Annotated in this window: 27 protein-coding genes, 1 tRNA gene and 3 pseudogenes; 22 read left to right on the top strand and 9 right to left on the bottom strand. The window is 68.3% G+C overall.

Annotation, left to right across the window (positions count from 1 at the left end):
- The first annotated feature begins 14 nt into the window (after nt 1–14).
- Together IE244_RS24300 and IE244_RS24305 are read left to right on the top strand one after the other, a co-directional pair.
- Nucleotides 15–722, top strand: a complete 708-nt coding sequence (locus IE244_RS24300; RefSeq protein WP_191875687.1) for a PaeR7I family type II restriction endonuclease — start codon at nt 15–17, stop codon at nt 720–722.
- A gap of 34 nt (nt 723–756) precedes the next feature.
- Nucleotides 757–1,020 (top strand): annotated as a pseudogene (locus tag IE244_RS24305) (site-specific integrase); the annotation flags it as partial.
- A gap of 163 nt (nt 1,021–1,183) precedes the next feature.
- Here IE244_RS24305 and IE244_RS24310 read toward each other — a convergent pair.
- Nucleotides 1,184–1,771, bottom strand: a complete 588-nt coding sequence (locus tag IE244_RS24310; RefSeq protein WP_191875688.1) for a TetR/AcrR family transcriptional regulator — start codon at nt 1,769–1,771, stop codon at nt 1,184–1,186.
- Nucleotides 1,772–1,898: 127 nt separating this feature from the next.
- Between IE244_RS24310 and IE244_RS24315 the strand changes: the two genes are divergently transcribed.
- Nucleotides 1,899–2,927: a hypothetical protein gene (locus IE244_RS24315; RefSeq protein WP_191875689.1), complete on the top strand. Its 1,029-nt coding sequence runs from the start codon at nt 1,899–1,901 to the stop codon at nt 2,925–2,927.
- A gap of 24 nt (nt 2,928–2,951) precedes the next feature.
- A complete protein-coding gene (locus IE244_RS24320; protein WP_191875690.1) occupies nt 2,952–3,554 on the top strand; it encodes a tyrosine-type recombinase/integrase in 603 nt (200 codons plus the stop codon).
- 2,506 nt (nt 3,555–6,060) lie between these two features.
- Here IE244_RS24320 and IE244_RS24325 read toward each other — a convergent pair.
- A complete protein-coding gene (locus IE244_RS24325) occupies nt 6,061–6,216 on the bottom strand; it encodes a hypothetical protein (protein ID WP_191875833.1) in 156 nt (51 codons plus the stop codon).
- Here IE244_RS24325 and IE244_RS42165 point away from each other — a divergent pair.
- Together IE244_RS42165 and IE244_RS24330 are read left to right on the top strand one after the other, a co-directional pair.
- Nucleotides 6,178–6,300: pseudogene (locus IE244_RS42165) on the top strand (GntR family transcriptional regulator); the annotation flags it as partial. The gene IE244_RS24325 and the pseudogene IE244_RS42165 sit on opposite strands and share 39 nt — an antisense overlap.
- A gap of 39 nt (nt 6,301–6,339) precedes the next feature.
- Nucleotides 6,340–8,443, top strand: a pseudogene (locus IE244_RS24330) (hypothetical protein).
- 514 nt (nt 8,444–8,957) lie between these two features.
- On the opposite strand, the gene IE244_RS24335 reads toward IE244_RS24330, so the two are convergent.
- Complete coding sequence (locus tag IE244_RS24335) at nt 8,958–9,311, bottom strand: YndA family protein (protein WP_191875691.1); 354 nt, start codon at nt 9,309–9,311, stop codon at nt 8,958–8,960.
- Between the two features lie 366 nt (nt 9,312–9,677).
- Between IE244_RS24335 and IE244_RS24340 the strand changes: the two genes are divergently transcribed.
- Complete coding sequence (locus tag IE244_RS24340) at nt 9,678–10,181, top strand: hypothetical protein (RefSeq protein WP_191875692.1); 504 nt, start codon at nt 9,678–9,680, stop codon at nt 10,179–10,181.
- 16 nt (nt 10,182–10,197) lie between these two features.
- Nucleotides 10,198–10,650 carry a single-stranded DNA-binding protein gene (gene ssb / locus IE244_RS24345; RefSeq protein ID WP_191875693.1) on the top strand — a complete coding sequence of 151 codons (453 nt, stop codon included), beginning with the start codon at nt 10,198–10,200 and terminating at the stop codon, nt 10,648–10,650.
- 556 nt (nt 10,651–11,206) lie between these two features.
- On the opposite strand, the gene IE244_RS24350 is transcribed toward ssb, so the two are convergent.
- The gene (locus IE244_RS24350; protein WP_191875694.1) at nt 11,207–11,515 is read right to left on the bottom strand and encodes a hypothetical protein; all 309 of its coding nucleotides are present in this window, start codon (nt 11,513–11,515) and stop codon (nt 11,207–11,209) included.
- A gap of 207 nt (nt 11,516–11,722) precedes the next feature.
- Between IE244_RS24350 and IE244_RS24355 the strand changes: the two genes are divergently transcribed.
- Entirely contained in the window at nt 11,723–12,022 is a 300-nt protein-coding gene (locus IE244_RS24355; protein WP_191875695.1) for a hypothetical protein, read from the top strand.
- A 345-nt stretch (nt 12,023–12,367) separates the two neighbouring features.
- Here IE244_RS24355 and IE244_RS24360 read toward each other — a convergent pair whose 3' ends face one another.
- Nucleotides 12,368–12,832: an NUDIX hydrolase gene (locus IE244_RS24360; protein WP_191875696.1), complete on the bottom strand. Its 465-nt coding sequence runs from the start codon at nt 12,830–12,832 to the stop codon at nt 12,368–12,370.
- A gap of 18 nt (nt 12,833–12,850) precedes the next feature.
- Here IE244_RS24360 and IE244_RS24365 point away from each other — a divergent pair, with 18 nt between their 5' ends.
- The 12 genes from IE244_RS24365 to IE244_RS24420 all read left to right on the top strand — a co-directional run bounded on the left by IE244_RS24365 (nt 12,851) and on the right by IE244_RS24420 (nt 20,125).
- Entirely contained in the window at nt 12,851–13,630 is a 780-nt protein-coding gene (locus IE244_RS24365) for a GntR family transcriptional regulator (protein ID WP_191875697.1), read from the top strand.
- Between the two features lie 139 nt (nt 13,631–13,769).
- Nucleotides 13,770–14,126 carry an SCO3933 family regulatory protein gene (locus tag IE244_RS24370; RefSeq protein WP_191875698.1) on the top strand — a complete coding sequence of 119 codons (357 nt, stop codon included), beginning with the start codon at nt 13,770–13,772 and terminating at the stop codon, nt 14,124–14,126.
- A 2-nt stretch (nt 14,127–14,128) separates the two neighbouring features.
- The gene (locus tag IE244_RS24375) at nt 14,129–15,484 is read left to right on the top strand and encodes an FtsK/SpoIIIE domain-containing protein (RefSeq protein WP_191875699.1); all 1,356 of its coding nucleotides are present in this window, start codon (nt 14,129–14,131) and stop codon (nt 15,482–15,484) included.
- An 81-nt stretch (nt 15,485–15,565) separates the two neighbouring features.
- Nucleotides 15,566–15,730, top strand: coding sequence for a hypothetical protein (locus tag IE244_RS24380; RefSeq protein ID WP_191875700.1), 165 nt, complete (start codon nt 15,566–15,568; stop codon nt 15,728–15,730).
- The gene (locus IE244_RS24385) at nt 15,730–16,407 is read left to right on the top strand and encodes a DUF2637 domain-containing protein (RefSeq protein WP_191875701.1); all 678 of its coding nucleotides are present in this window, start codon (nt 15,730–15,732) and stop codon (nt 16,405–16,407) included. Before IE244_RS24380 ends, IE244_RS24385 begins: the two co-directional genes overlap by 1 nt.
- 19 nt (nt 16,408–16,426) lie before the next feature.
- Nucleotides 16,427–16,618, top strand: coding sequence for a mobile element transfer protein (locus IE244_RS24390; protein ID WP_031098944.1), 192 nt, complete (start codon nt 16,427–16,429; stop codon nt 16,616–16,618).
- 12 nt (nt 16,619–16,630) lie between these two features.
- Nucleotides 16,631–16,786, top strand: a complete 156-nt coding sequence (locus tag IE244_RS24395; RefSeq protein ID WP_103784904.1) for a hypothetical protein — start codon at nt 16,631–16,633, stop codon at nt 16,784–16,786.
- A gap of 21 nt (nt 16,787–16,807) precedes the next feature.
- Nucleotides 16,808–17,125: a SpdD-like protein gene (locus tag IE244_RS24400; RefSeq protein ID WP_191875702.1), complete on the top strand. Its 318-nt coding sequence runs from the start codon at nt 16,808–16,810 to the stop codon at nt 17,123–17,125.
- Between the two features lie 91 nt (nt 17,126–17,216).
- Nucleotides 17,217–17,402, top strand: coding sequence for a hypothetical protein (locus tag IE244_RS24405; protein ID WP_191875703.1), 186 nt, complete (start codon nt 17,217–17,219; stop codon nt 17,400–17,402).
- A complete protein-coding gene (repSA, locus tag IE244_RS24410) occupies nt 17,395–18,774 on the top strand; it encodes a replication initiator protein RepSA (protein WP_191875704.1) in 1,380 nt (459 codons plus the stop codon). The genes IE244_RS24405 and repSA overlap by 8 nt, the downstream gene beginning before the upstream one ends.
- A complete protein-coding gene (locus IE244_RS24415) occupies nt 18,771–18,959 on the top strand; it encodes a helix-turn-helix domain-containing protein (RefSeq protein WP_190219739.1) in 189 nt (62 codons plus the stop codon). Before repSA ends, IE244_RS24415 begins: the two co-directional genes overlap by 4 nt.
- On the top strand, nt 18,959–20,125 hold the full coding sequence (locus IE244_RS24420) for a site-specific integrase (protein ID WP_191875705.1): 1,167 nt from the start codon (nt 18,959–18,961) through the stop codon (nt 20,123–20,125). Before IE244_RS24415 ends, IE244_RS24420 begins: the two co-directional genes overlap by 1 nt.
- Before the next feature lie 79 nt (nt 20,126–20,204).
- On the opposite strand, the gene IE244_RS24425 is transcribed toward IE244_RS24420, so the two are convergent.
- The 3 genes from IE244_RS24425 to IE244_RS24435 all read right to left on the bottom strand — a co-directional run bounded on the left by IE244_RS24425 (nt 20,205) and on the right by IE244_RS24435 (nt 22,422).
- Nucleotides 20,205–20,278: transfer RNA gene (locus IE244_RS24425), tRNA-Pro, on the bottom strand.
- A gap of 65 nt (nt 20,279–20,343) precedes the next feature.
- Nucleotides 20,344–21,102 carry a Pr6Pr family membrane protein gene (locus IE244_RS24430; RefSeq protein ID WP_191875706.1) on the bottom strand — a complete coding sequence of 253 codons (759 nt, stop codon included), beginning with the start codon at nt 21,100–21,102 and terminating at the stop codon, nt 20,344–20,346.
- A 393-nt stretch (nt 21,103–21,495) separates the two neighbouring features.
- A complete protein-coding gene (locus tag IE244_RS24435) occupies nt 21,496–22,422 on the bottom strand; it encodes a metallophosphoesterase (protein ID WP_191875707.1) in 927 nt (308 codons plus the stop codon).
- 202 nt (nt 22,423–22,624) lie between these two features.
- Between IE244_RS24435 and IE244_RS24440 the strand changes: the two genes are divergently transcribed.
- Entirely contained in the window at nt 22,625–23,092 is a 468-nt protein-coding gene (locus IE244_RS24440) for a GatB/YqeY domain-containing protein (RefSeq protein ID WP_191875708.1), read from the top strand.
- 136 nt (nt 23,093–23,228) lie between these two features.
- On the opposite strand, the gene IE244_RS24445 is transcribed toward IE244_RS24440, so the two are convergent.
- A complete protein-coding gene (locus tag IE244_RS24445) occupies nt 23,229–25,550 on the bottom strand; it encodes a transglycosylase domain-containing protein (RefSeq protein ID WP_191875709.1) in 2,322 nt (773 codons plus the stop codon).
- Between the last annotated feature and the right edge of the window lie 48 nt (nt 25,551–25,598).

Raw genomic sequence — 25,598 nt, forward strand, 5'->3', positions numbered from 1 at the left:
AACTGGGGGGCGACATGAGCGCGGCAGCGCGCTGGAGTGAAGAATCGCTGACGAGGGCCGTCCAAAAGATGTGGACGGCCCGCGCGGTCAGTACTCGTAGCGGTAAACACATGCAGGCAATCGAAAGCCTGATCATCAATCACGTCCTCGACGTCACTGGCGATTTCCCGCTGACGATCCTGCAGGGCGATAAGGCGACGATTCCGGGATTCTATCGACCGCGCAAGAATTGGGATATCATCGGAGTCCACGGTGAGCGCCTTGTTTTCGCCGTCGAGGTCAAGTCCCAAGATGCGAAGAAGCTCGGCAACAACGCGAACAACAGAAACGAAGAGGCTGTAGGCAGCGCTACGGATCTGCGTCAGGTCTACGCGAACGAAATCCTCGGCAAAGGCGATTCTTGGTTTCCCTGGCTCGGGTACATCTTCATCCTTGAGGATGACGAGCGCCGAGCGGCGACACGGGATTCGGCCCAAAAGGTCGATGCTGCGTTTCCGCTCGATCCGATCTATGGAGAGCGTCCTTCGTATGCCCGTCGCTATCATGTGCTGTGCGAACGCCTGCTGGAAACCAAACTTTATGACGGCGTAAGTTTCATGATCTGCCCGCCAAGTACGGACGGCAGGATCACGCATCCTGATGAAGGAACCGGTATACGCTTCTCCGATTTCATGCAATCGCTGGACGAGCGGCTGGACGAGTACCGGAAGCTTGTGAGCTGATTTCAGGACGTGGCGGATCTTCGGCCGCCGTCACGCTGATGTGACGACCGCTCGCGTGCGGAGCCGGCGCGGCAAGCTCCTGGCGGCCGGCATCGGCGAACCGTCGGTCGTCAAGGCGCTGGCGGCCCTGCTGCGCCGGGACATCGGTTTGGAGGCACCGACCGTCACCGTGGGCCGGGCTCAGGCCGAGCTGCAGGACGGCCGGCTCTTCGACAAGGCGCCGAAGTCCGCGGCGGGGGTGCGCTCCGTCTCCTTCCCGGCCGAGCTGCTCGACGCGGTCGCGCACCACCTGGAGCACTAACCCGTCCTGAGCTGGCCCTTCTCGCTATGCCCCCGGCAGGATCCGAACCTGCGGCACCCGCTTGAGGAGTTCGATCCGAGCGCAGTTCAGCTGCTGCCGACGACTGATGCGACGCCCGGACGCAGAAGCTGGTGTACGCACCCGTCCGACGTCGTCGATGTCAGCAGTGGATGTCGGACGCGGGGTTTTGCGGGGCGGGTGACAGCGCCGCGCGGGCGGCGGAGAGGACCTGCCCGGACAGCGGGGAGTTCTTGGTGGCGCGGGCCAGGAGAAGGGCGCCGAGCATGGTGCACAGCCGGGCGATGCCGTCCTCGTCGTCGGTGGCGAGCCACTGGGTGAAGTCCTGTACCCCTTCGGCGTAGGCGCGGTGCGCTCCGTGGTCGCCACTGTCCCGGGCCATGTCGGTGGCGAGCGCGGCGACGGGGCAGCCCGAGGCGGGGTTGTCCCGGTGCCGGACGGACAGGTACCCGTCGATCAGGGACTGCTGGGCCTCGACACGCTGACCCTCGTGCTCTTCGAGTGTGGTGGCGTGGAGCTCGGCCAGTTCGCCGAACGCGTGGGTGACCGCCTCGTCGATCAGGGCCTCCTTGGAGGCGAACTGCTTGTAGAAGCCGCCGTGCGTCAGGCCGGCCGCCTTCATCAGATCCGCGACGCTCACGCCCGTGCCCTGCTCGCGGAACAGTTGCGAGGCCCGTTCCACGACCCGCTGGCGGTTCGCCTGTGCCTGCGCCTGTGAGACGCGACCCATAGGGCACCTCCCTTTTGGATGCTGGACGACATCTATCGTACGGTGCTGTTTAGATTACTTACATCATCTATTTGGGCCGCTCCCCTCCCCTCGTCCAAGGGCGCGCCCCCTTTCCGGGAGACACTTCATGGCCACTCGCCTTGGCCCGGCCGCCGAAGCCGGCCTGACCACCGCCACTGCCACCTCCTCCTCCGCAACTGCGCCACCGGTTCGGCTCTGGCTGCAGCCGACCGTGATCGCCCTGGTCGTCGTGGCGGCCTTCATCGGCTGCTACGTCGGTCTGCAGCGCAACCCCCAGCCGCACCGGGTGCCGGTGGCTGTCGTCGGCCAGGAGCTTTCGGGCGAGATAAGCCAGGCCCTTGGGGACAGTGTCGATGTCCATCCTGTCGCCGACGCCGCCACGGGGCGCACTGAGGTCGAGCGCCGCGATGTCGTGGCTGCGCTCAGCGGCCGCGCGGCCTCCGACCGGCTGCACCTGGAGGTCGGCGGGGCCAACGGGCAGTCGACCACGACGGCCGTCAAGAGCCTGATCGGCGCCTACGTTCACGGGTCGGGCCAGCGCCTGACCACGGTGGATGTCGTCCCGTTCGCCCGTTTCGACTCTCGTGGACTGGCCGGGTTCTACATGGCGTTCGGCGTCACACTGGCCGGCTTCGTCCTCGCCCAGAACGTTCTGGGTCTCGCGAACCATCTGCACCTGCACCACCGGTTCTGGCTGCTGTCCGGCGCCTCTGTGGCCATCGGCATCGTCGCCACCGTCATCGCCGGACCCATCCTCGGGGCGGTGCCCGCGCCGGTGATGCCGCTGGCCTTCGCCCTGACGCTGCTTGCCGCGGCAGCCGCGTTCACCACCAAGCTGCTGGGCACCTACCTCGGCCCGGTCGGCGTGCCCGTCGCCACCCTTTTGCTGCTCACGGTCGGCAACTCCACCAGCGGAGCGGCCATCGGCCCGGACCTCCTGCCCTCCGCCGCACACGCCGTCTCCGCCCTGCTGCCGCCGGGTGCGGCCGTCCGCGCCGTGACCGACCTGAGCTACTTCCACGGCGCGCAGGCGGTGCAGCCATTGGCCACCCTCGCGCTGTGGGCGGTGATCGCCGCCATCCTGGTGGGCCTTCGTCCCCGCCTGAGGCGGCGGCGCACACGGGTTACCGCCTGACCCAGGGGCGGGGTGAAGGTGGTCGTGGAACCCCACCTCAGGCCTCTCACCGCTGCCACGTACGAGACGATGGTCCGCATCCACATCGTGCCGTTCCTCGGCTCGAAGCGGCTCGACCGGCTGACGGTTCAGGACCTGCGTAGCTGGCTCAACAAGCTCGCTGAGACCTGCCAGTGCTGCGCCCGGGAGAAGGACGCCAAGCGGCCTGTGGAGAGGCGGCGTTGCTGCGTCATAAAGAGGTGCTGCCACCAGACGCTCTCGAAGCGCTCGGTCAACGACGCCCGGACGATCCTCCGTAGCGCGCTCACCAACGCCATGGTGGAGGAGCGGATCTCCAAGAACGTCGCCCAGTTCGTCAATGTCCAGCGTGCTCGTCGCAAGCGACCGGACCCGTGGTCGGCCGAGGAGGCGTGCACCTTCCTGGAGAACGCTCAGACCTGGCGTGACTACGTGTACGGCGCGTACGTGCTGATCCCCGTTCTCGGTCTTCGCAAGGGGCACCTGCGCCTCGTTGCCGGCCGCCCTCGACGTCCACCCCCGGATCGCCGTGCAGATTCTTCGCCACTTCGAGATCGCGCTGTACTCCGCTGCTGTATATACGTCAGAGGTCCATTCACGATCACGTGAATGGACCTCTGGCCAGCGTCGGGGTGGCGGGATTTGAACCCACAACCTCTTCGTCCCGAATAATGTGCGGGAAGATCGCTGACTAGGACCGTTGAGTATGTGTGCAGGTCAGAGCCTTGGTGTGCGTTGGCCGGCGTGGGTGCCGCGCCGCATCATTTTCTTGATCCACTCCCCGCTCACTCCCCAAGGCGTGGCACTGAGAAAGGGCCCGCTGGGCCGTGGACGGTGGGTCACTGCAACGAGCCCACCGCACGTGAACCTTCGGTGACATCGCTGCCACGATGGTCTTTAAGGCCGGCCGGATTGTGCAACCAGACATGCTTTGACCTGCACATTAGGAGCGTTCGGTCACATCGTCTGGCCGTGCTGGCCAGAGGAGGGCCATGGGAGGCCAACTGCGTCCCGCTCGCCGCCGTGGCTTGGGCCGGACGGCCCACCCGCCACGACAGGTCCGGTGACCTCGTCATCCCGGACACGATCAGCATCGTGTCCGAACTGCCCGAGCCTGCTGCTGGCTTGTGCGTTGGCCCCTCGTTGCTCTCGCTGCCCACATGTCGTCCAAGAGGGCTCGGAGCGAGTGGTTCCGAGCCCTCTTCGGGCGGTGGGTCAACGGAGGCAAATTGTGGCCTTGACGAGTTAAGACGGAGGCCAGGGGTGCCAGCCGCACGTTTGGGCGGAGCCAGGTGCATGCGGACGGCTTTCGCCCTGAAGATCGGCCCGGGACGATGCCCAGCGTTCCCTCACCACCGTGTTCTGAGGCAGAGCGATGGTGCGAGTCAGGGAGCAGCCGGAGGGTAGGGCCGCGACGCCGAAGCGCGCACGGAACGGAGCAACCACTGGGGAGAGGCTCAGTTCGATCTGCTCATCCCCGGTGGTCACTGCCACGACGCGTTCGACATCTGGAACCGTCCTGGCAATGACAAACAACGGAGTGCCGTCGGCACGGCTCCAGGACACCTCCAGAGGACTTTCAGGTGATGGTTCCCCTGCCACTGAGCCCGTGCTGCTCAGGACCGCGTTGTCTGGTCCGTAGACCGTAAGGAACGTTGCGAAGCCGTCCGTAACCGCTCCCGCTGTCACCGTCCATCGTAAGTTGCCTGCCTGACCAGCATGAACTTCGGACAGCTCCACAAGCGTTCCTCCTTCTCACGCGTCCAGTGGCTACATTGTCCCCCGGAACGAAGATGACAGGAAGGCTACTTGTGGATTTGTATACACGGCTCACCCGGCATGTTTAGCCAGGTGTTGCACAGCCAAGTTTTGTCGTGAAACGTATGATATCCCACCAACGCAGAGCTATACATGCCGGGACCGGGTTCGTCGGGACAGACCTCTCTCGTTTTATAAACTCGCTCATCTGCCAAGTATGTGGCCAGACTGCATCCTACGTTGCCAAAGGCGGTAGTAGCCCAAACGTGTACTTCGAGACCCTCGCCGGTAACGTTGATGCAGACGTCCCTATGGCAATGGTCGGCCGATTTTGGGGATTTGCCTGACCCTGCAATCGGTACGCTGATGCCGTACTCCTTGGCTTTGGCCGGATGTGTCTTGGCGTACTCCACAGACATCCACGCTGACTTGATGCCATTTTCGGTAACTTCCACTAAGCCGCTGGCGGGCCTGTCGTGATTTGCGGGGGATGGCGAACCGGCTGCCTCTGCAGAACTCGCAGCTAGCACAAATGCTGCGACCGCCGACATGGCCACCATCAGAGCTTTTTTCATACGACTCTCCAACCTTCTGTGTGTAGGCGGGTGCCCCCATCGATTGACCTTGCGGACGAAAGATTATCTGTGGAAGGGACGTCAGCCAAGGAGCCGGCGGAGCAGGCAACCGGAATGCGAGACTCATCGCAAGAAATCCGCCATGACAAAGGCAGCGAGACACGGCTTGAAGTCATCCAGCAACACATTTTGATAAACACCCGATAAGCGCCATCGTGCTGGCCAACTCAAGCGCGGGAACCTGAACCAAAAAGTGGATTGCGAGCGGCCCTGAACTGGGCATCTCCCTGACGCGACCGAGGTGTGCATCCCTACCTCGCGCTTCAACAACAGGACGTCGGATGGTGATCATAAACGTGGAGAGAGGCGGCTATTCGTGCGCAAGGAGCGGCCCCACCTTGGCGCATAGGCTCTTCGTCGACGCCTGATGGCGCATGCGCCTGGCCTGCTTCGCCGCCAAATGCAAACGCCCGCAGCCGCCGAGCGCGCCGCCGGGCGCGGCCAGCCGGGGTGGAGACGGAGGCGGGGCGCGCCGCAGAGGCGGCGCGCGCGCCGTGCGCGGGCCTTGACGAAGTAGAGCAGGTTTCATCAAGCCGACAGAGCGGCTAAAGGCTGACCGGCTCATCATGGCTATCTCCACCATGGGAAGCTGGATAAGGACGATGGGCTGACCGTGAGGGAGAGCGGGTGTCGCAGCAGGCCAACCCCGGGGAACCCTCCTGAAGATCGCTGACGCGCTGAAGTCGCGGATCGAGGCGGACCCGAACATGACGGTCCTGCCCTCACTGACCGAGGTTGTGCGCGAGCACAAGGTCTCGCGTGGCGTGGCCGTCCGTGCGTTCGGCGTACTCAAGCAGGAAGGCGTTGCTGAACCGGCGCCAGGTGAGCGGTGGCGCGTCGTGCGCGCAGGGGCGCAAGCCGACCGGCGTCCGCTCCATGAGCGGATCGCGGAGGTCATCACGGCTGATGGGCTGGAAGTAGGGGAAGCCTTCCCGAGTGCTTCGGCGCTTGCGGCGCGCTTCGATGTCTCACGGCCCACCGTGACGAAGGCGCTGGAGAAGTTGGAGGCCGCCGGCGTGCTGGCGGGGGGTGGACAGGGCAGCGCCGGTCACGGACCCGTGACCGGCGCTCTGTCCGCCACCACCGGAGCCTTCGCCGTCGCCACCACCGCCGCCACCGCCATGCCCCCCGGCTGGGCCCTCGCCGTCGGCGCCGCCGGGGCCCTCGGCCACACCATCGCCGGCCTGCGCGTCCGCAACGCCGGCCGCACCCTGGCCACCCGCGCCGCCTCCTGGCTCATCGGCGCCGGCTGGACCACCTGGGCCATGACCCACGGCCCCCTGACCTGGGCCGCCCTCGGATCCCTGGCCACCGTCGGCGTCGGCATCTGCGCCGCCGCCCGCTCGGTTGCCCTCTACGAAGAGGCGCGGGAGGAAGAGGCGATCGCCGCAGAACAGCGAGCCATCGCGCGGGAGCTGTCCGCGGAGCGACGGCCGATCGCCGAACAGTGGGTGGAGCGCATCCAGCGGATCTGCTCCATCAGCGTGCGCGTGCTCGCGGTGGAGATGTGGCCCACCGGCACCGGCTACTCCCTGGACCTGGAGCCCCAGGGTGGCATCACCTACGACCGCATCGCCCAGTACTCCGTAGCCCTGTCCGCGGACGCGAAACTGCCGCACGGCTGCACCGCCACCGCCTGCGCCGGCATCCACCAGGGCCGGGTCATCCTGGACGTGACCACGGTCAACGTCCTCAGCGAGGACTGCCCCTACCCCGACGACTACGGGCCCCTGTCGGTGCTGACCGGCCTGCCGTGGGGGGTGCGCACCAACGCCGACGTCGTCCCTGTCTACCTGCGTGAGCAGTGCGCGCTGGTCGTCGGCCCGACGGGTTCGGGCAAGACGAACCTGGTGCACACGATCCTGGCCGGCTTCGCCCGCGCCCAGGACGTGCTCACCTGGGTGATCGACCTCAACGCCGGATCCGCCGGCCTGCCCTGGGTGCTCCCGGCGCTGAACGGGGAGCTCCAGCGGGAGGACGGCCTGCCCGTCCGGCCCGGCATCGACCGGCTCGCGGGCTCGTACGACGAGGCCATGTTGATGCTCGATGCCGCGCTCGCCATCGGCCTGCACCGCAAGCGCGCGTATCAGGACCTGCTGGCCAAGGCGAACACCGACCTGCTTCCGGTCAGCGCGAGGATTCCGCAGATCATCCTGGTGATCGATGAGGGCGCGGAGATCCTGGTCAGCACCGACCGGGAGATGAAGCAGCTGGCGAAGAAGATCCTGGAAGTGATCCGCATGCTGCGCGCCATGGGTATCCGCACAGTGCTGACCGTCCTCGGCGCCACCGGCAGTGTGCTGGGCAACCTGATGATCCGCCGGGAGGCCAAGGTGCGCGTCGCGCTGACCGGTGGTGAGACGGAGGGCATGGACCTGGGCAGGATGTTCCCCGGCCGCCGTGGCCTGCGCGTGGAGCAGGCCCCCCTACAAGGGGTCGGGGTTCATGGGCACCCCGGAGTCGCCGGCCGCGCTGTTCAAGGCCTGGCGGATCCTGCCCAACCAGATCCGGGACATCACGGCCGCCACCTCCGACCGGCATCCCTGCCTGGACGGCATCTCCGCCAGGGCCGCAGGGCCCGCCTACGCCCGCCGCTGGGACGCCGAACGGACCGCGTGGATGCGCGACCTCACCCCCGACGACCCCACCGACCCCGGCCCCGAGCCATCGGGATCCGCTGGGGGCGGGCTGAACCTGTCGGCGCTACGCGGCCCTCAGACGCAGGCGTCGCCGGAGGATGAGATGCTGCGCCGCTTCCGGGAGCAGATCGACGCCCAGTTCGCCACCGCCCCCGACCCGAACACGCCCGTGGAGCAGGCACCGCCGGCTACAGGGCAGGGGCTGAACCTGTCCGCGCTGTGCGGCGAGCAGGACAGCCCTGCTCAGCAAGCCGCACTGGCCGTGCTGCTCGCGGCCGGCCCGGAGGGCACCGGGGCCTCCGCCATCGCCCGGGCGCTCGCCGACGAGTACGGCACCAACCGGCAGACGGTCGTCGGCTGGCTCAAGACCTGGGCCGAGGACGGCACCGCCGTCCGTGTCGGAGAGGGCACCAAAGCCCGCTACGTCCACCACCGGCACGCCCCCGAGCAGCCCGACGAGAACTGATGACTTGTCGCCTGTCGTCCTGACACGATTAAGGTGCCCGTGGCCGCTTGGGAGGCCCCAAAACGGCTTGTGACCTGCAAGGCGACAAGCGACAAGACAAGACAAGCGACAAGCCGCACGACAAGCCAGACGACAAGCAGCGCGACAAGACAAGGCGGGCGGCACCCCGACCCGCGGGTGCTGCCCGCCATGTTCTCTGGGAGGCCCCTCGTGATCGTCACCCTGTCCGCCGTCGCACTCCTCGGAGTGCTTACCTTCGTCCTGCTGCGGGGAGCGAAAGGGCGCCGACGGCCGACCCCGTTCACGGGTGCGGTCCTGCACGGTTCGCCGCTGAGCGGCACGCTCCGACGTGCCGGAACTATCAAGGTGCCGTAATCAGCAGGTCGAGGCCGGCGGCTAGGGATCGACCGGGACGTACATACCGGTCGGCCCCTCAAGAGTTCTCACGCGCGATGCTCACTGCTGCACACCACGCTATTCGGCGCGGGTGTCACCGACTTCCCGTCACCGCGCGTCAGTCCCACCACTTGACGCTCATGGCGGACGAGTCATAGGTGAAGACGTAGAACTCGGCCTTGCCGTTGTCGCCGTCCACGTACGACCCGATGTTACTGATCGTCCGGCAGCCTCCGCCCGTCACGGCAGTGACGAACTCATCGCTGTTCGTGCTGTCGTGCTCCCACAGGTCGTAGACGTAGTTCTTGGTGGCGGCCGTGTTGATACAGATCTTGATGTCACCGCCCGTCGAATACACGTCGGCCGTGTAGTACCTGCCGCCACCGCCGTCGTAGAAATCCGTGGCACCCATGTAGTCCCAGCCCGAGGAGGCCTGAGCGGGGCCACCGGAGATCAGAAGTAGGCCACTCATCGCCGCAACGAGAGCACCCTTCGGCGCCAAATCACGCAGCTTCACGTCAACTCCTCTTCTCGCTCACGCAAAGTGCTATTAAAACATGGGTAGTTGGAGTCCCAAGACCGAAGCCTCGTGACGGCTCGTCTGTTGTCGATTCAATAACCCTCAGCGGTGGAAAGTCGCCGATCACGTGCGTGGTGACCCCACGCACGCAGGGCAGGACCACGAAGCCCAGCCGCTTCGTGGGTCTCTTCAGCGCGTTCGCGCTCTTCCTGTTCGGCCTCTTCACCGCCCACCGGCGCCGTCAGGCCCGTCCGCGCCATGTCCGGCGCGCTCGCCGAAGCCGCCCGCCACCTCACCTGACCCCGGCAGGAGCCCACCATGCCCGACCACGCCCCACTCCCGGCCTGGCACCCGAGCCTGACCGACACCGAAGCCTCTGCAGAGGCCCGCCGGATCATCGCCGACGCCTACCGGCCCGCGCCGCAAATGCCCACCGCCTACCGAGACGAGACTCCGCTGCCGACCTACGGCAGTACGCCCCCGGTCCTGCAGCCGGACCGGCGGATCGTCCCCGCGTGGGCCGCCGGGACCGCCGTCGCCGGCATCGGCGTCGGCGCCACCTGCGTCGGGGCCGGCTGCGGGATCTGGCTCGCCTGCCAGGGATTCGCCGCCGTGATCCTCACCAGCGTCCTGTTCATCACCCTCCCCCTCGCCGCCGTGGCCGCACTCGCCGCCGCGATCGGCTCCGCCATCCGCTCCGTGAAGGCCACTCGGAGCGAGACCCACCACCACTACTCCGGCCCGGTCCGGCAGGAGACCAACACCATCACCGCGCCGGCGTACGGGCTGATCGCCCGCAACCGCAACGAACTCCATCGCTGAACTGGAGAGGAACCCCATGTCGTTCGGAGAGACCCCGATCACCCTCGTCGGCAACCTGACCGACGAGCCGGAACTGAAGTTCACCGAGGGCGGTGCCGCGCTGGCGAAGTTCACCATCGCTGTCACGCCGCGCAGCTTCGACCGCACCTCGAACCAGTGGAAGGACGGCACCACCGCCTTCTACCGGTGCGCCGCGTGGCGCGCCCTCGCCGAGCACGTCGCCGAGTCCCTGCGCAAGGGCTCGCGCGTGGTCGCCGCGGGTCGGATGCGGCAGCACGACTGGACCAACGACCAGGGCGAGAAGCGTTCCATGCTCGCCGTCGAGGTCGACGACATCGGCGCGTCCGTCCGCTTCACCACTGTCCAAATCAACGGCAAGCGTGGCCCCCAGAACGGCCCGGGCGGCGACGACACGTGGGCCGCGGCAAACAACTCCGCCGCCGGAACAGACGCCGAACCCCCGTTCTAGCTATGCCAAGGGCGGCCCCCTCGTCTCGCCAAAGTCGCGGGGCCGCCCTTGCCCAACCAGGCATGAGGAACCGGCTCATGGACGAACTGACCGAGCAGTGGGAGGGAGCGTTGGCGGCACGGTCTGCCATGCACCCGCGGTCACCGGTGCACGCGCTCGATGCGCTGCTGAGAGACCGCCAAGGGTGACGTTCGGGGAGTCGATTTCCTTGATCCACTCCCCATTCACTCCCCAGGGACCCTGCGGAACGAGTCAGGGCCGGTTTCCCGTGAAGGAAAACCGGCCCTGACCTGGTGTTTCAGCTGTCGGGGTGGCGGGATTTGAACCCACGACCTCTTCGTCCCGAAGCAACTAGGCCACGTGCTCAACCTCGGGCTGGTGTGTCTCTCACCTGCTGCGATGGTCCGGAGTGTGCGCGCTCGTCCGCAGCTGTTCGCTGGCGTTGTCACGCAGTTAGACACTCATGTCCGCCCGCTAGCGGCAGGTCGTCGGCAGATAGATCCGGATCTCGCAGTTCGGAGGGGGGACCACGTGGCCCCCCCTCTCTTGACGTCCGTCACTCGGACGCGGCTCCCGTGCGTGATGCCTTGCGGCCGAAGATGAAGCCGACCGCCCCCAGTTCGAGGATGGAAACGCCGACAGTAACGACAATCGGCACTCCGTACAGGGCCCCAATGCACAGAACGAGCGCGGGCCCAGCGACAACGCACACCATGGTTACGGTCACCATGAGAGTCCTGAGCAGCTCCTTGGCTTCGCGGCCGGGGAGCTTGACGTTGGCGGACAGGGAACCGACCGGCCGCAGCTGGATATTGAGCTCAGCAGCAGCAGAGGGTCCACCCAGGCCGTCTTCCATCTCTTCCAAGACGCATCACTCCTATGCGCCCTGGTGCGGCTCACGGCGTGAGCCTGTGGTCACCAAGGTCATGGCCACATGGCGATCACCTCCTCTCGGCCGTCCTTGGCTCAGTCGTCGCCCTGGTTGGCGCCAGTCGGAGACTGACTTGCGTCGACCATACAGCATGGACGCAGCAAATCAACAGCTATATGCTGCGGAGTGAGCAGTCTTTGTGTGGAGCATGATGATGCTGGAGGATGCAGGAAGACGACTGATCTTGAGGAGGTCATGGCTTTGCCGGGAAAGACGGACGCACCGCGACCCGCGGTTGCCGAACGGATCACAGTGGCTCTGATTGCCAAGGCTGCTGACGGCTTGCAGCGACTGCAGCTTCGGACGGGGCTGTCCAAGACTGATGTGGTGAATCGTTCGATCAGCCTCTACGACTTCATCGATGAGCAGCTAGAAGATGGTCATGAACTGCTTCTCCGGCGCAAGGGCACGGATGAAGTTCAGCTGATCCACATTTTGTAGCCAGGACCTGCCGTTCCGCATGACCGTCAGGTCGGCGGAGCGACTTTGGCCGGGAGCTGCTTTGGCGCGAGTGATCATGGCCCCGTAAGCTTCAGGCGCGTCGGGCAGTCTGTGGACCTGCCCGGTAAAGCACGACGTTGGGGCCATGATCTTCGAGGCTCGCGCCAAAGTGGCTGGCTAAAGTCGCGGAGCCGACCGCCCCAGCCACAGAGGGTTCCCTCCTCGCCCGCAGCACGTAGCGCGCCGCCGGGCGCGGCCAGCCGGGGCGGAGACAGGAGGCAGGCCGCGCCGCAGAGGCGGCGCGCGCCCGCGCCGTGCGCGGGCCTTGATGAAGTAGAGAAAGTCTTATCCCGCTGTGATGAGGCGCTTCCCGTCGTGGCTCCTCACGTGCGGGCCGTTGCCATCCAAGGCATCCAAGAGCCTGATAGCGAAGACCTCGGCCATGCGCTCACTGACCTCGTCGGGCGTCAGCCACTCCACGGCTGTCGACTCGCTCGACGTTCGCTCGGCACCGCCGGATGGCTTACAGCGGAAGACCAGGGCCACGACTCCTCGGGTGGTGTTCTTGTAGACGCCGGTCAGCTCGTCCACCTCGACCTGGATGCCTGTCTCCTCCAGGACCTCGCGGGCTACGCCGGCCTCCGGGGTCTCGTCGAGTTCGAGCACCCCGCCGGGCAGTTCCCAGGTGCCATTGTCCGCACGGCGAATCGCCAGGAGCCGCCCGTCCTCACGCACCACCACCCCGGCTACGGATACCGAGTGCAGCGGCGCGGGCGTTGCTCCTTGTGATTCACTCATGTACAGGAGCATAGGAGGCAGAGAAGGACTATGGGAACCGCAGCAGGAGGTGAGCGGTCCGTACCTCGCTACGTGCAGATCGCTGACGAGATCGTGCAGCAGATCAGGGCTGGTGTTCTCAAGCCCGGTGACATGGTGCCGAGTGAATCCGAGCTGGTCGACCGCTACGGCGTGTCCGGCGGCACTATCCGCAAGGCCATGGTTGAGGTCCGGGCGAGTGGGCTCGTTGAGACCCGGCACGGCAAGGGCTCGATCGTGAAGGACCGGCCGCCGGTACGGCACCGCTCCTCCGACCGCTTCCGCCGCTCACACCGCCGCGGCGGCAAGGCCGCCTACCTCGCCGAGTCGGCACAGTCCGGCGCCACTGCCAAGGTGAGCGTCCTGTACATCGGGCCCATGGAGGCCCCCGAGGATGCAGCCCAACGGCTCGGCGTCGACGCCGGCGCCCAGGTGCTCGCCCGCCGTCGCCTCTACTTCCGCAACGGCACCCCCGTCGAAACCGCCACCTCCTACCTCCCCTGGGACGTGGTGAAGGAGATCCCGGAGCTGTTCGCCGAGAACCCCGGCGGCGGTGGCATCTACGCCCGGCTCGAGGACCACGGGCACGAGTTCGCGGAGTTCGTCGAGACCTTGCAGGCGCGGCCGGCCTCGAAGGCGGAGGCATCTGAACTCGCCCTCAGCCCCGGTGCACCCGTGGTCCACCTGATCCGTGAGGCGCGTACGACCGAGGGCCGCGTCGTGGAGGTCTGTGACACGCTCATGGCCGCTGACCAGTTCGTTTTCGAGTATCGCATCCCGGCTGCTGACTGACGCACGCTCAACTCCCCGCAACCCGTCGCGACTTCTGAATCGCGGCGGGTTGACTCATGTATAGGAGTGATGCACTCTTCTTCATGTCACTCATGTACATGAGTGACGGAGTCCCACCCCTGTAGAGGAGTGCTTTGCCATGCGTCAGATCCCCGTCGACACCGCCGCCGCCACCGTGATGGTCGCCAAGGCCCCGCAGCCCAAGGTGAAGGACCGCCGTACCGGCGAGATCGCCGTGGACGCCGACACCGGCGCCAAGCTCATGACCGTCGACGTGATGTTCGCGGCCCACGAGGAGGTCGAGATCCTGTCCATCACCGTCCCCGAGACGGGGATCTCCGGTGACCTGGCCATGGGCACCCCGGTCGCCCTGACCGGGCTCATCGCACGGCCCTGGGAGAACGAGTTCAACGGCCAGAAGCGGCACGGCATCGCCTTCCGCGCCGTCGCCGTCACCTCCCTCGCTGACATAGCCGCGAAGGCGAAGGCGGCCTGACCATGACCGCCTTCACGGTCACGCTCGTGCTGGTCGTCGCCTCTGCGGGGCTCCTGCGGTGGCGGCGCCCCGCCTGGTACTGGCTGACCTTCGGGGTCACCCTCGCCACGATCCGCGTCCTCGTCCGGTACGCCTCGGTCATGGACGCCTGCGGACTGACCGTCCCGCCCTCCCGCTGGCGCCTCGCCCTCGCCCGGATGACCAGCCGGCCGGTCCCGGAGTCCCGCCCGCCGCGCATCCTGAGTCTGCGGCCCACCTGCACCGGCCTGGTCTTACGGCTCAAGCTGCGGCCGGGACAGGACGCCTTCGACTTCGCCGCCGCCTCCGACCGACTCCGCCACTCGTTCTCGATGTACGGCGTCACCTCGCGCGAGCTGCGCTCGGGCGTGATCGAGCTGCGGATGACCGGTTACGACGTGCTCAAGCGGGTGCAGATGCCCACCCGGCTCGACACCCGCCCGATGCGGATCCTGGTCGCCCTGCGCGAAGACGGCTCGGTCCACTACCGCGACTACCGGGCGATACCCCACGCGCTCACCCTCGGCGCCACCGAATCCGGTAAGTCCGTCTACCAGCGCAACCTCGTGGCCGGCCTCGCCCCGATGGACGTCGCCCTGGTCGGCATCGACTGCAAGCAGGGCGTCGAACTCTTCCCGCTCGCCCGCCGGTTCTCCGCCCTCGCCGACAACCCCAACACCGCCGCCGAACTCCTTGACGCACTCGTGTCCCGCATGGAGGACATCTACCAGCTCATCCGCGCCGAACAGCGCATCACCGCCGACGTGCCGGACGCCGAGATCGCCGCCGACATCTGGGACCTGCCCGACCACCTCCGCCCGACCCCCATCGTCGTCCTGGTCGACGAGGTCGCCGAACTCGCCCTCTTCGCCACCAAGGAAGAAGAGAAGCGACGCGACCGCATCATCACCGCCCTGGTCCGCCTCGCCCAGCTCGGCCGCGCCGCCGGCATCTACCTCGAAATCTGCGGCCAGCGCTTCGGCTCCGAACTCGGCAAGGGCATCACCATGCTCCGCGCCCAGCTCACCGGCCGCACCGCCCACCGCGTCAACGACGAGACAAGCGCCAACATGGCCTTCGGCGACATCTCCCCGGACGCCGTCCTGGCCGCCATCCAGATCCCCGCCGAGATGCGCGGAATCGCCATCGCCGGTGACTCGACCGGCGGCTGGCACCGCATCCGCGCCCCGCACACCTCGCTCCGCCAGGCCGCGAACATCTGCAACCGGCACGCCGACCGCACCCCGGACCTGCCCGAACTGGCTCCGTTCCGCCCTGTGCTGACCGGCACCTCCGCTACACCGGTGCCGCTGTCCAAGGCAGCCCCCGTAACGGCCTGACTCCCCCCTCCACGGTCGGCGCGACCGCCTTCGCGCCAAGTCCCTACCCCAGCCATGCCTGATGAAGGGAGAACGACCGCCATGTGCCCCGACTGCGAGGACTTCGCCCGCACCGTGCTCCTGCTCGGCCAACTCGCCCTGTACGCCGACACGAACGGCGCTGACCTCGACTTCGTCGAAGCCGTCAGCCCCTCGCTGGCCGCCTCGCTCCCCGAGCCGCCCGACACCACCACCGAGGGTTCCTGATGGCCACACGCCCCGGCCTGCGCGTCGACGCCGTCCTGGTCCAGGCCGTGATTGCCGGAGCCCTCTCCTTCGCCCATCTGCACGACCTGGCCGCCGCTGCCGGACAGGACGGCTGGAAGGCCTGGGCCTACCCGGTCAGCGTCGACCTGCTCCTGGTCGCTGCCTGGCGACGGCTCCGCAGCGAGGGACCCTCCCGGCTCGCCTGGTCCTGGTTCCTCATCGCCCTGTTCGCCTCGCTCGGCGCCAACGTCGCCACCGCCGGATTCCTCGACCTGGCCGACCCGCCCGCCCTGCTCCGCCTGGGCATCGCCGGGTGGCCCGCACTCGCCTTCCTCGGCGGCACCTTGCTCGCCCACTCCGCCAAGCACGAGCACCAGACGCGGGCAGAACCGCCGGCACCCGAGCCCGAGCCCGCCCCCGTGCGGGACACAGTCCCCGAGCCCGACCCGGAGCCCTCTGCCCACGAAGCAGACGAACCGCGAGCTCCGCAAACCGACGAGCCCCCAGCGCTTCCGGTCCCGGCCCCCGCGGTTCCCCCCGTCCTCGTCGACCACGCCCGCAAGGTCGCCGACGAGTACCGCATCCGCACCGGCTCCCCGATCGACACCGACACTCTCCGCGCCCGCCTCGGCGTCCCGCCCCACCTGGCCGACGCCATCGCCGCCCACCTCGCCTGACCAGGAAGGAGCACCAGCCATGCCCGCCCGCGACAACTTCCACTCCGTGATGCGAATCGGCCCGGTGCAGATCGGCACCCACCGCGACCGCAACGGCCAGACCAAGCACGCCGCCGTGTGCAGCTCCGACGGCTGCGGCTGGTCCGCCGACTACACCAGCCAGACCGCCGCCCAGCTCGCCGCCCGCACCCACCGCTGCCGCGTCCGCTAGGAGGCAACCGCCATGCAGGTCCCGCTCTGGTTCGCGCTCCTCGCCGTCGGCTACCTCGGCGTCAAGCTCATCCGCCCGCCCGCCTGGCTCATCGCCGTGCTGCTCCTCGGCGGCTTCCTCCTGGCCGACAGCGTCCTGGCCCCCGCGATCAACAGCCTCATCAAGTAACCACCAGAAGGGAGATCACCGATGCTCCGTCCGAAGATCCCCACCATGCCCGCGCCGATCGGCCTCGCCACCCCGCCCGCCGTCGTCGAGCCGACCACCCTCACCCCGAGCGCCCCGCCCCCGCCGGCCACCCCGGCGCCTGCAGCGCCGTCCCGGCCCACGGTCCAGCTCACCCCCGGCACCGCGCTTGCCCTCGTCGGCGGCACCACCGCCGTGGTCCTGGTCGTCGGCGCCGTCCTCGTCTCGATGCTCCTGGCCGTCGCCATCACCGGCGCCTCACTCTCCATCTGCGCCCTGGTGATCCGCTCGCTCGTCCACGCGGACGCCAAGCGCCGCTGACCGGCCCCCGGGGCGGTCGTCAACCGCCAAGAAGCCGCCGCCCCGGGAGCCGTGCCCCTGTCCGATCTCGCAACCGGAAGGAACCCCCAGCATGACCCACCGCACCACACCGCGGCCCCGCATCTGCTCCCACTGCGACGGCTTCGCCTCCGCCGCCATCACCCTCGGCGGCCGCGACCGGCACGGCCACCTCCGCACCATCACCGCCCACTGCCCGGCCTGCAACGGCCTCGGCATCCTCCCCGCCCGCCGAGTCCAGGAGGGCGCCCGTGCCTGACGCGCTGCTCGACCCGACCACCCTCGGCGACCTGCTGAGGGTGGCCTCGGCCCCCGACTACACCCGCTGGGAAGACCAGATCCGCCGCACCGGCGGCTGCTCCGACCCCATCCACCTGCGCGGCTGGGTGCTCCACAAGGACAAGACCACCGGCGAGACCCTGCACCACTACTCCACCGAGAACGAGCCCGGCGGACGCCTCCGCCTCGCCTGCGGCAACCGCCGCGCCTCCCGCTGCCCTGCCTGCGCCTGGACCTACGCGGGCGACACCTACCACCTCATCCGCGCCGGCCTCGCCGGAGACGACCGCCGCGACATCCCCACGACCGTCCGCGACCACCCCCGCGTCTTCGCCACCCTCACCGCACCCTCCTTCGGCCCCGTTCACAACTGCCCCGACCGAGGAACCTGCCGCTGCGGCACCCGCCACCCCGCCGACGACCCGATCCTCGGCACCGCGCTCGACCCGGAAACGTACGACTACGCGGGCGCGGTCCTGTTCAATAATCACGCCGGACAGCTCTGGCAGCGCTTCACCACCCGGCTCCGCCGAGAGATCGCCGCCCGCGCCGGCCTCACCCGCAGCGAACTCGCCGACCACTGCCGCGTCTCCTACGGCAAGGTCGCCGAGTTCCAGAAGCGCGGAGCCCTGCACTTCCACGCAGTCATACGCCTCGACGGCCCCGAAGGCCCGGATAGCCCGCCGCCCGCCTGGGCCACTGTCGACCTCCTCGCCGACGCCATCCACGCAGCTGCAGCCCACTCCTACACCTCGGTCTCCGTCCCGGCCGCCGCAGACCAACCCGCCCGCACCTTCCGATGGGGCACCCAGCTCGACGTACGCCCTGTGAAGGCCTTTGGTGACGGCTCAGACATCACCGAACAGGCCGTCGCCTCCTACGTCGCCAAGTACGCCACCAAAGCCGCCGAGAACACCGGCACCCTCGATCGTCGCATCGGCGAACTCTCCGAACTCGACCGCCACCAGGTCCCGGACCACACCCGCCGCCTCATCACGGCCTGCAAGGAACTCGACCCGCTCTACCCCGACCGCCGCCTGTGGGCCTGGGCCCACATGCTCGGCTTCCGCGGCCACTTCTCCACCAAGTCCCGCCGCTACTCCACCACCCTCGGCACCCTCCGCCAGGAACGCGCCGACTACCGCGCAGCCCAGGAGCGCGAAGCCCTCGGCCTGGACGAAACCGAGCCGGACACCGTCCTGGTCCTGGCCGACTGGCAGTACGCCGGCCACGGCCACACCCCCGGTGAATCCGCTCTCGCCGCCACGATCGCCCGCGACCTCCAGCTCAACCGCGAGATCGCCCGCGAAGCCCTACGCGACCACCTGGCCCTGGAAGGAACCGCCGCATGACGACCGCCACCGCCGAGCTGCTGACCGTGCCGGAAGTCATGGCCCGGCTCAAGGTGGGCCGCTCCAAGGTCTACGACCTGATCCGGACCCACCGTCTCGCCTCGATCAAGATCGATGGCGCCCGCCGCATCCCCGCCGACGCGGTGCGCGACTTCATCCAGAGCCAGCTGGTGGAGGCCGCCTGATGACCAAGCGTCGTAGCCGCGGTGATGGGGGCCTGCACTGGGACGAGAAGCGGCAGAGGTGGATCGCCACAGCGAACCTCGGCTACGACCCGAGCGGCAAGCGGATCGTCAAGCGGGGGAGTGGCAAGACCAAGACTGAGGCCAAGAACAAGCTCAAGGAGGTGTTGCGAGACCACGAAGACGGCCTCGCGATCGCTCCGACCGGCTACACGGTCGCTGACGCCGTCAATGACTGGCTCGCGTACGGCCTGGCGGGCCGCGACCCCCGCACCGTCGAAACCTGCACCATCCTGAGCCAGAACCATGTGATCCCCGCCCTGGGCGCCCGGAAGCTTAGAGACCTCAGTGCGGAAGACGTTGACCGCTGGCTCGCCGCTAAGGCACAGACCCTCAGCACTCGCACACTGCAAGCTGTCCACTCCTGTCTGAACCGCGCAGTCAAGCGAGCCATGGCGCGGGACAAAGTGAAGCGCAACGTCGTCGAGTTGTGCTCGGTGCCCCAGGGTCAGCCGGGGCGGCCGTCCAAAGCGCTGACCTTCGCCCAGGCCGAGGCGGTGCTCAAGGCAGCCGAGGACACCTCGATGCATGCGTACATCGTCGTCGCCCTGCTGACCGGTGCTCGCACCGAGGAGCTGCGGGCACTCACCTGGGATCACGTGTTCCTGAAGGGCCGCCCGGACGCCGACCCGCCGCAGCCTCCGCACATCGCGGTGTGGCGCTCGGTCCGGCGCGGCGGGGACACCAAGACCCGCAAGTCTCGGCGGACGCTCGCTCTGCCGGCGCGTTGCGTGGAGGTGCTGTGGCAGCACTTCGAGGACCAGGGCTGGGAACGACTCGCCGCAGGGGATAAATGGGAGGAACACGGGCTCGTCTTCTCCTCGGCTGTCGGCAAGCCGCTCGACGCCACGAACGTCCGCCGCGCCTTCCGCCAGGCGCTCAAGGACGCCGACGGGATCAACGCCGACGAGTGGACCCCGAGAGAGCTGCGACACAGCTTCGTGTCCCTGCTCTCCGACCGAGGCGTCCCGCTGGAGGAGATCTCTAGGCTCGTTGGCCACTCTGGAACGGCCGTGACTGAGGAGGTCTATCGGAAGCAGATCCGGCCCGTGATCCAGACCGGCGCGGTGGTCATGGACGGCATCTTCAAGCGGGGTCCGGAGCGGTAGTCACGCAGATAGACACGCACACGAAAACAGGTGAGGCACCTAGGAACGTTCCTAGGTGCCTCACCTGGTGTTTCAGCTGTCGGGGTGGCGGGATTTGAACCCACGACCTCTTCGTCCCGAACGAAGCGCGCTGCCAAGCTGCGCTACACCCCGATGTCGCTGCTCTCGCGGCGACGACGTTTACTTTAGCCCACTGGTGGCCGTAGACGAAATCCGGTTTAGACCCTGCGGCGGACCGGTGTCGGGCGGGTGTGGTCCAGGGCCACGAGGAGGACGGCCAGGGCGTAGATCCCCAGACCCAGGAGGAGGGCGTTGGCCAGGGTGCTGCGGTAGCCGTGGGCGGCCACGTCCAGGAAGGGGTAGAGGTACCGGGAGGGGTCCGAGGGGGCAAGGAGGGCTGCTCGGGTCAGGGAGAAGATCAGGTAGGCCAGGGGGTAGAGAAGCCAGGCGGCCGTCTGGCGCAGGTGCAGGCGGGCCGCGGGGGTGAGCAGCAGCAAGTCCAGCAGGGCCGCGGTCGGCGTCAGCGTGTGCAGGATCTGGAGGGTCGCCCACTGGCCGTGCCAGCGAGGGGGAGCCGTCGTCGCGCCGGTCATGGAGAACGGGGGCGTCGTGTGGGCCAGCAGCAGGTGATAGACGAGCGCCGCGACCACGACGTAGAGAAGTGTGGCGCCTGTCACGGTGGATGGCAGGGGGCGGCGGGCTCGCGTGGCCCTGAACGCCGACAGGAGCATGACGACGGCCAGCAGGATGTTCGCCTGGATGCTGAAGTAGCTGAGGGTACGGGCGGGGCTGCCCAGCAGGAGTTCCAGGGCTACGCCGGCTGTGGCCGCGAGGGCGATCAGGAGGCGGATGAGGGCGACCTTGGGGCGGCGGACCGGTGCTACCACCGCCGCGGCCGGGACCGGGGCCGGCAGCAGCAGGGGCGGGCTCGGGACCGCGGGCAGGTCCGGGAGGTCCCTGGGTATCGGGGCGGTCATGCCCTCACGCTAGGAGTGGGGGAGGGGTGGGGCGATGTGGTGAGGGCCGGATGGGTGACGCCGAAGAGTGGGAGAGAGACGAAACGGGGGGAGACGGAGGGCAGGGTGCCGACAGCCCCGAGCCCCTGAGCCTCCGGGCCCCGGAGCCCCCCAAGACACTCAGTCCCCTGGGTCCCTCAGTCCCCTGGGCCCCTGGGCCCCCGAGGTCCCCTGAGTCCCGGAGCCCCCTGGGCCCCCGAGACCCCCGAGACCCCCGAGCCTCCCAGTCCCCTGGGCCCCAAGACCCCGGAGCCTCCCAGTCCCCTGGGCCCCAAGACCCCGGAGCCTCCCAGTCCCCTGGGCCCCCAAGTCCCCCGAGCCTCCCAGTCCCCGAGGCCCCCGTCCCGGATCCCCCTACTGCCGTCCCACCAGCGTCAGCAGCGTCGCCTCCGGGGGGCACGCGAAGCGGACCGGGGTGTAGCGGTTGGTGCCGCAGCCCGCTGAGACGTGGAGGTAGGAGGTCTGGCCGTGCGCCGTGTGGGTGGAGAGCCCCTTCACCCGGTCCGTGTCCAGGTCGCAGTTGGTGACCAGCGCGCCGTAGAAGGGGATGCACAGCTGGCCGCCGTGGGTGTGGCCGGCCAGGACCAGCGGGTAGCCGTCCGCCGTGAACGCGTCCAGTGTGCGCAGGTACGGCGCGTGGACGACGCCGAACGAGAAGTCGTACGTCCCCGACGGGCCGCCCGCCACCTGGGCGTAGCGGTCGCGCTTGATGTGCGGGTCGTCCAGGCCCGTCAGCTCGATCGAGACGCCCTCGACCTTCAGGACGCCCCGGGTGTTGGTCAGGTTCAGCCAGCCCGCCTCGTCGAAGCCGTCGCGCAGGTCCTCCCACGGGTTGTGGACGACGCCCACCGCCGGCGGGTTGCCGTTCAGGCCGTGGCGGCCGCTCGTCTTCTCCAGCAAGTAGCGGGCGGGGTTGCGGAGTCGGGGGCCGTAGTAGTCGTTGGAGCCGAAGACGTAGGCGCCCGGGAACTCCATCAGGGGGCCCAGGGCGTCCAGCACCTCGGGGACGCCCTCGGGGTCCGAGAGGTTGTCGCCGGTGTTGATCACGAAGTCCGGGCGCAGGCCCGCGAGCGACTGCAGCCACCGCTGCTTCTTGCGCTGCCCGCTCACCATGTGGATGTCGGAGACCTGCAGCACGCGCAGCGGACGTATGCCCGGCGGCAGGACCGGGACCGTCACTCGTCGCAGGCGGAAGGAGCGGGCCTCGAAGCCCGCCGCGTACGCCAGCCCGGCGGCGCCTGCCGCCATGATTCCCAGGGGTACTCCGTATCGCGCGCGCATACGGCCATCGTGTCAGACCCCGGCGGTGCGGCGGGACCGGCCGGCTCCCGAGCCGCCGCCGGCGCCCCGCACACCCGACGCGCCGGTCGCTCTCCCCCGAGGCTGTCCGCGTCCCCTCATCACCCGGCAGGCCGCCTCCCCTGAAACGGCGGCGTTTAAAACGGCGGGCGTTCGGGCCGGCACACCTGCGACAATCGACCGCATGACCACCACGCTCAAGTCGAAGCTGCAGGACGACCTCAACGCCGCGATCAAGGGGCGCGACGAGCTCCGCTCCTCGACGCTCCGGCTGACCCTCGCCGCGATCACCAAGGAGGAGGTCGCGGGCAAGGAGAAGCGGGAGCTGTCCGACGACGAGGTCCTCAAGGTGATCACCCGCGAGGCGAAGAAGCGCCGCGAGGCCGCGGACGCCTTCGCGCAGGGTGGTCGCGCGGAGCAGGCCGAGCGGGAGAAGGCGGAGGGCGAGGTGCTCGCCGACTACCTGCCCAAGCAGCTGTCCGACGAGGAGCTGACCGCGATCGTCGCCCAGGCCGTGGAGGAGGCGAAGGCGGCCGGCGCCGAGGGACCGCGGGCCATGGGTGCCGTCATGAAGATCGTGAACCCGAAGGTGGCCGGCCTGGCCGAGGGCGGCCGCGTCGCCGCCGCGGTGAAGAAGCTGCTGCAGGGCTGAACCGGGGCTGCCGCGGAGCGGTGCCCGGACGTCCCCCTGCGGGGAGTACGGCGGCGGGGCCGCACCCTTGGGACAAAGGGTGCGGCCCCGCCGCCGTACGCGTGTCACCGGGATGGCGCCTCACCGGCCACCGGGGTCACCCCCGTCGGCCGCCGTTGCCGTTGCCGCCGTTGCCCTGTCCCTGGATGAAGTTGCCCGGAAGGGAGAAGGTCGGCGTCGGGACGGTGCCGCCGATGGTGCCGCCGATGGTGTCACCCGTGCCGCCGTCCGTCGTGCCCCCGTCCGTCAGACCGCCGATCAGTCCCCCGATCCCGCCCGTGCTGTCCCCGTTCTTGCCGCCGTTCCTCCCCCCGTGTCCTTTTCCCCGGCCGTTGCCGTTGTCGTCCTCGTCGGGGATGTCGATCAGGTGGAAGTCCTCGGCCGGCTTGCCCTCCAGCGCGCCGTTCATCATGTCGCGCCAGATCGGGCCGGGCACCTCACCACCGAAGACCTTGTCGTGCGGTACGCCGCCGATGGTGATGTTGATCATCTTGCGCTTGTGCTGAGGGTCGCCGACCCAGACCGCGCCGGCCATGTTCGGGGTGTAGCCGACGAACCAGGCCGCGAAGCGCTCGTCCGTCGTACCGGTCTTGCCCGCGCTCGGGCGGTCGCCGAGGCCGGCCTCCTGGCCCGTACCGTCCTCGACCACGCCCTTGAGGAGCGTGCTGACGGTGTCCGCGGTCTTCTGCGACATCGCGCGCGAGCAGGTCGACTTCGGCACCGGCAGGGACCTCGCCCGGCTGCCGACCATCTGGGTGATCGACTCGATGGCGACCGGGGTGCAGTACATACCGCGCGAGGCGAAGGTGGCGTACGCGTTGGCCATCGTCAGCGGCGACATCTCCTGCGTGCCGAGCGCGATGGAGGGAGCCTGGACGATCTTGCGGCCGTCCGCGCGCTCCACGCCCATCTTCTTCGCCATCTCGGTGACGGGGCAGATGCCGATGTCCTTGATCAGCTGCACGTAGTAGGTGTTGACCGACTTGGCGGTCGCCTCCTTCATGCCGTACGGGCCGTGCTCCGACTCGTTCTCGTTCGTCAGCTTCTCGGGGTTGATCCGCCGGTTGCGCCAGACCTTGCCGTCACACGCCTGCACGGGGCTCGGGTACGCCATCTCGTACGGCGAGGAGTACTCCTGCGTCGGGGACTTGCCGCCCTCGATCGCGGCCGCCGCGACGATCGGCTTGAACGTCGAACCGGGCTGGTAGCCGGCGCCGCCGCCCATGTCCGAGTTGACGGAGAGGTTGATCTGCGTCTCGTTCTTGCCGAAGCCGTACGGGCGGGACTGGCCCATCGCGAGGATCTTGCCGGTGCCCGGTTCGACGATGGTCGCGGCCGTCGCCACCGCGTCGGACTTGTAGACGTGGTCCTTGACGGACGCCTGCACGGAGTCCTGCGCCTGCGGGTCGAGCGTCGTACGGATCGTCAGACCGCCCTGGTTCCAGAGCTTCGCCCGGGCCTCCTTGGTGGTCCCGAAGCCCGGGTCGTTCAGGACGATGTCGCGGACGTAGTCGCAGAAGAAGCCGGCGCCGCGGACCGCGGTGATGCAGCCGTTCTTCGGCCGGCTCGGGTGCAGCCCGAGCGGCTGCTCCTTGGCCTGGTCGGCCTCCTTCTGGGAGATGTCGCCGAGTTCCGCCATCCGCTGCAGGACGATGTTGCGCCGCTTGGTGGCCTCCGCGTCGTCGTTGACGGGGTCGTAGCGGCTCGGGGACTGCACGATGCCGGCCAGCAGCGCCGACTCCTGGAGGTTCAGGTCCTTGGCGTGCTTGGAGAAGTACCGCTGGGCGGCGGCCTCGACGCCGTAGGCCTGCTCGCCGAAGAAGGTGATGTTCAGGTAGTTCTCGAGGATCTTCTTCTTGCCGAGCTTCTCCTCGATCTGGATCGCGTACTTCAGTTCGCGGATCTTGCGGCCGAGCGTCTGCTGGGTGGCCTCGGCGACCTTCGTCGGGTCGTCGCCGGCCTCCTCGATGAAGTAGTTCTTCACCAGCTGCTGGGTGAGCGTGGAGGCGCCCTGGGCGACACCGCCGCTCTGCGCGTTCTTGTTCAGGGCACGCAGCACGCCCTTGAGGTCGATCGCGCCGTGCTGGTAGAAGCGCGAGTCCTCGATCGCGACGATCGACTTCTGCATGTACGGCGAGATGTCCTTGAGGTCCACCACCGTGCGGTCGCGGGAGTAGACGGAGGCGATCTGCCTGCCCTGGTCGTCCAGGATCGTCGTGCGCTGACTGAGCTGGGGACTCTTGAGGTTGGCCGGGATCTCGTCGAAGCTCTTGACCGATCCCTTGGCCGCGAGACCCAGCGCGCCGGCCGCGGGCAGCGCGATGCCCGCCATCACGGCTCCGGCGAGCACACTGACACCGAGGAACTTGGCGGCCTGCTGCATGGGCGACAGACCACCACCCGAGCGCTTCTTTGGCATGGGGGCAGCCTAATCCGTACTCATGAGCGTTCCGAGGGAGCGGCTCCC

Source organism: Streptomyces filipinensis (genome assembly GCF_014649495.1).
Lineage (GTDB): Bacteria > Actinomycetota > Actinomycetes > Streptomycetales > Streptomycetaceae > Streptomyces > Streptomyces filipinensis.

Excerpts from the sequence above, each read along its gene's own strand:
- IE244_RS24300 (WP_191875687.1), top strand. The coding sequence starts at position 15 with ATGAGCGCGGCAGCGCGCTGGAGTGAAGAATCGCTGACGAGGGCCGTC.
- IE244_RS24310 (WP_191875688.1), bottom strand. The coding sequence starts at position 1,771 with ATGGGTCGCGTCTCACAGGCGCAGGCACAGGCGAACCGCCAGCGGGTC.
- IE244_RS24315 (WP_191875689.1), top strand. The coding sequence starts at position 1,899 with ATGGCCACTCGCCTTGGCCCGGCCGCCGAAGCCGGCCTGACCACCGCC.
- IE244_RS24325 (WP_191875833.1), bottom strand. The coding sequence starts at position 6,216 with ATGGAGCGGACGCCGGTCGGCTTGCGCCCCTGCGCGCACGACGCGCCA.
- IE244_RS24335 (WP_191875691.1), bottom strand. The coding sequence starts at position 9,311 with ATGAGTGGCCTACTTCTGATCTCCGGTGGCCCCGCTCAGGCCTCCTCG.
- IE244_RS24340 (WP_191875692.1), top strand. The coding sequence starts at position 9,678 with ATGCCCGACCACGCCCCACTCCCGGCCTGGCACCCGAGCCTGACCGAC.
- ssb (WP_191875693.1), top strand. The coding sequence starts at position 10,198 with ATGTCGTTCGGAGAGACCCCGATCACCCTCGTCGGCAACCTGACCGAC.
- IE244_RS24360 (WP_191875696.1), bottom strand. The coding sequence starts at position 12,832 with ATGCTCCTGTACATGAGTGAATCACAAGGAGCAACGCCCGCGCCGCTG.
- IE244_RS24365 (WP_191875697.1), top strand. The coding sequence starts at position 12,851 with ATGGGAACCGCAGCAGGAGGTGAGCGGTCCGTACCTCGCTACGTGCAG.
- IE244_RS24370 (WP_191875698.1), top strand. The coding sequence starts at position 13,770 with ATGCGTCAGATCCCCGTCGACACCGCCGCCGCCACCGTGATGGTCGCC.
- IE244_RS24375 (WP_191875699.1), top strand. The coding sequence starts at position 14,129 with ATGACCGCCTTCACGGTCACGCTCGTGCTGGTCGTCGCCTCTGCGGGG.
- IE244_RS24380 (WP_191875700.1), top strand. The coding sequence starts at position 15,566 with ATGTGCCCCGACTGCGAGGACTTCGCCCGCACCGTGCTCCTGCTCGGC.
- IE244_RS24385 (WP_191875701.1), top strand. The coding sequence starts at position 15,730 with ATGGCCACACGCCCCGGCCTGCGCGTCGACGCCGTCCTGGTCCAGGCC.
- IE244_RS24390 (WP_031098944.1), top strand. The coding sequence starts at position 16,427 with ATGCCCGCCCGCGACAACTTCCACTCCGTGATGCGAATCGGCCCGGTG.
- IE244_RS24395 (WP_103784904.1), top strand. The coding sequence starts at position 16,631 with ATGCAGGTCCCGCTCTGGTTCGCGCTCCTCGCCGTCGGCTACCTCGGC.
- IE244_RS24400 (WP_191875702.1), top strand. The coding sequence starts at position 16,808 with ATGCTCCGTCCGAAGATCCCCACCATGCCCGCGCCGATCGGCCTCGCC.
- IE244_RS24405 (WP_191875703.1), top strand. The coding sequence starts at position 17,217 with ATGACCCACCGCACCACACCGCGGCCCCGCATCTGCTCCCACTGCGAC.
- IE244_RS24415 (WP_190219739.1), top strand. The coding sequence starts at position 18,771 with ATGACGACCGCCACCGCCGAGCTGCTGACCGTGCCGGAAGTCATGGCC.
- IE244_RS24420 (WP_191875705.1), top strand. The coding sequence starts at position 18,959 with ATGACCAAGCGTCGTAGCCGCGGTGATGGGGGCCTGCACTGGGACGAG.
- IE244_RS24430 (WP_191875706.1), bottom strand. The coding sequence starts at position 21,102 with ATGACCGCCCCGATACCCAGGGACCTCCCGGACCTGCCCGCGGTCCCG.
- IE244_RS24435 (WP_191875707.1), bottom strand. The coding sequence starts at position 22,422 with ATGCGCGCGCGATACGGAGTACCCCTGGGAATCATGGCGGCAGGCGCC.
- IE244_RS24440 (WP_191875708.1), top strand. The coding sequence starts at position 22,625 with ATGACCACCACGCTCAAGTCGAAGCTGCAGGACGACCTCAACGCCGCG.
- IE244_RS24445 (WP_191875709.1), bottom strand. The coding sequence starts at position 25,550 with ATGCCAAAGAAGCGCTCGGGTGGTGGTCTGTCGCCCATGCAGCAGGCC.